The following is a 2,989-nucleotide window of genomic DNA, read 5'->3' as shown; positions in this document are numbered from 1 at the left end:
ACGGCTTGGCATGCCAGTTAGGTTCGCTTGAGCGCAGCGAAAGTGAAGGCTGTCCCGCCGGCCTGTGACGCCGTAATTTATGAAGGCGCAAGGCGCGAAGCGCGAAGGCGGACCGTGCGTTTCAGTGGGTTCTCGCTCAAGACTTCCGCCTTTGCGAAGCTACGGCGTGACCAGACGGCTTGGCATGCCAGTTGGTTTCGCTTGAGCGCAGCGAAAGTGAAGGCTGTCACGCCGGGGTAATTTCGGGTTTACCGATCGAAGTCTTTGAGCTTTAATACTCTGTGACGATGAGTGAGTTTACATATGTCTATGTGTTGAAAAGTCGTTCGAATCCAGATGCGCATTATACGGGTTGCACTCAGGATTTGAACGCACGTTTAGCCAAACATAATGCAGGCGCTGTGCCGCACACATCGAAGTCTTGTCCTTGGCGAATTGAAACTGCCATTAGTTTTCGCTCACCTGAAAAGGCTAGGGCTTTCGAGAAATATTTAAAGTCAGGCTCTGGCCGGGAATTTGCACGGCGTCATTTTTGAGGCGCCAGTCGTGAAGCAGGTAGGCGGGCTAACTGACTCTTTCGATGACGTGCGTGCCGATTTTAAGTTTCATGCTTTGCGTGGTCTTTTCGAGATGGAACGGCCGAACTTTGCTGAGCTTTTACAAAATATGGAAAACTGCTGGGGCATTGGAAGTTTTGATACGGCTTATGACCGAAACGATGCTGCAGCTGAATGGTTGGACGCTGTCATTGTTCGCAGTGATGACGACCATTCGTCGATCGACTCAGATTCTCAAGCGATAGAATACTTGGAGATGGTTTCTGCCTTTTTTATCCTTAATTCGGCAGTCGGCTTAAGAGCGGCTTTTTAAACCGTTAATTTACATTAATTTACGTCAATATGGTCAGTCGCCAAAATGGCGAATTGAAATTGGAATTATTAAAATACCTCTGATTTTTAAAGCGTATAACTAGTAGTGGTTTGTGTCTTTCTAATTAACGAAAATTCACGTAATTAACGGTTCAACTCATTGATTTAGGATTATCGAGGTCAACCAGTATCCGTTGCGGCTAATCCCCATATGGGCAGACAGTGCATTGCACTGTCTGCGAAAGATTCACTCATAGGAAATTTAGTTCGCTCTCACTCTGACTGGAGTCATCGGTGCTTGTTGTGTGGCCTTTGTATTGCCCTTGGGAAGTGATACTCAATCGTTTCATTTCACAGCGCGTTTGCGGGCGGTTTTCTTCTTGATGGATTTTGCGGCGGCACGTTCGGATTGGATACGGGCGAGCAGGGCCTCGGCGGAGTGCTCTCCCGTGATGAGCTCGGGGTGGGCGGCGCGCCAGTCGGCGGTCAACTCGCTCATCGCTTCTTGAGCGAGGAGTTCGGGGGCGGGGAGGTCGTCGCCGTCGACGCTGTTTTTGTCTTTGATCCAGGCGATGTCGAGGGAGTCGTCTTTTGTATCGGAAATCCAACTACGATCGAAGACGCGCCAGCGGCTGTTGGCTTCGGTCGGGGCTTCGCCTGCTTGCGGGAAGGACCAGTCGCCTTCTTTACGCTTGCTGCTGCCGTCGGCTTTTGGGCCGTAGAGTTTTACAAAGGGCGCAAGGTGCTGCGGGCCGAAGGGCGTGCGCTTGCCAAAGCTGGGCATGTTACTGCGCAGGTCGTAGATCCAGGTCTTTCGGGTGCAGCCTTCCTCTTGCTCGGGATTCTTTTGGGTGCCGCGATTAAAGAACAGCACATTGGTCTTCACGCCGGCGGCGTAGAAAATGCCCGTGGGCAGACGTAGGATGGTGTGGAGGTTGCACTTGTCCATCAGGTCGCGGCGGATGTCGGTGCCGACGCCTGCTTCGAAGAGCACGTTGTCGGGCAGCACCACGGCGGCGCGGCCGCCGGGCTTGAGGCCGCGGTATATGTGTTGCAGAAAGGCGAGCTGCTTATTGCCCGTTTTATGGGTGAAGGCGCGGGTGACGCTGGCGTCGCCGCCGCGCGAGGTGCCGAAGGGGGGATTGGCGAGGATGACATCGGCGGGCGCGAGCGATTCACCAACTTGGCCGAGCGAGTTGCCGAGATGGATGACGCCGCCGCCTTCGCCCTCGATATTGTGCAGCAGGCAGTTCATCAAAGCGAGGCGGCGGGTCTCGGGCACCAGCTCGACGCCGACAAAGGCTTTGTGTTTTTGAAAATTAACTTGGGCTTGTTTGAGGCCGTGCCAGTCGGCGTGCTTTTTAATGTAGGTGTCGGCCGCGATCAGGAAGCCAGCGGTGCCGGCGGCGGGGTCTTGAATGCGCTCGCCGAGCTGTGGCTGTAGGCACTCGACCATGGCGTCGATCAAGGGGCGCGGGGTGAAGTATTGGCCGGCGCCGGATTTGGTTTCGTTGGCGTTTTTTTCCAGCAAGCCTTCGTAGAGATCGCCGAGGCCGTCTTTGGTGGCGCTGAACCAATCGATGTTGCCGAGGTTTTTGATCAGCTGCTCCAAGTGGCGTGGCTCGCGCAGGCGGGTTTGCGCTTCGGCATAGACGGCGGCGATCAGCGGGTCGGTGCTCTGGGAGAGGTTGAGCAGCATCTGCTTATACTCGTTGAGCAGCACCAGCCCGGACTTGCCGGCGAGGTCGGTCCAGCGGCAGCCTTGGGGCAGCGGGTGTTTTTGAATGATGCCGGCTTCGGTTTGCTCGTGCACCATCTTGGGAAAGAGTAGGAGGACGAGTTCGGTGACGTAGTCGCTGTAGTTGATGCCGTCGTCGCGGAGGACGTCGCAGAGGTTCCAGAGTTTCTGGACGATGGTGTTGTCAGTCATGGGAGAAGTTTGAAGCGGGAAGTTGGAAGTTTGAAAGGAGAGTTACGTGACGTGCTGCTGGGTGCAATGCCGTTACGAATGGATTTTTTTTACAACCGCTTCGCTAGAGTTGGGGAGCCGGAGAGAGTCAGAGTTTTGCTGTTTGTTAAGTGCATGTCGGCCTTGGCTCCCTCTTCTCGCCCGTAGAGCC

At 54.8% G+C, this 2,989-nt stretch carries 3 protein-coding genes; 2 read left to right on the top strand and 1 reads right to left on the bottom strand.

Annotated elements, in window-relative coordinates:
* Positions 1–287: 287 nt before the first annotated feature.
* The gene (locus QEH59_RS18915; RefSeq protein WP_345785362.1) at positions 288–536 is read left to right on the top strand and encodes a GIY-YIG nuclease family protein; all 249 of its coding nucleotides are present in this window, start codon (positions 288–290) and stop codon (positions 534–536) included.
* Positions 537–546: 10 nt separating this feature from the next.
* On the top strand, positions 547–870 hold the full coding sequence (locus tag QEH59_RS18345; RefSeq protein ID WP_308986837.1) for a hypothetical protein: 324 nt from the start codon (positions 547–549) through the stop codon (positions 868–870).
* A 345-nt stretch (positions 871–1,215) separates the two neighbouring features.
* Here the strand turns inward: QEH59_RS18345 and QEH59_RS18340 are convergent, their stop codons facing one another.
* The gene (locus QEH59_RS18340; RefSeq protein WP_308986836.1) at positions 1,216–2,799 is read right to left on the bottom strand and encodes a class I SAM-dependent DNA methyltransferase; all 1,584 of its coding nucleotides are present in this window, start codon (positions 2,797–2,799) and stop codon (positions 1,216–1,218) included.
* Positions 2,800–2,989 lie beyond the last annotated feature (190 nt).

The sequence above is a fragment of the Thalassobacterium sedimentorum genome, assembly GCF_031127905.1.
GTDB classification, from domain to species: domain Bacteria; phylum Verrucomicrobiota; class Verrucomicrobiia; order Opitutales; family Coraliomargaritaceae; genus Thalassobacterium; species Thalassobacterium sedimentorum.
The sequence above is the reverse complement of the archived record's forward strand: the minus strand, read 5'-3'. Positions and strand labels throughout refer to the sequence as shown.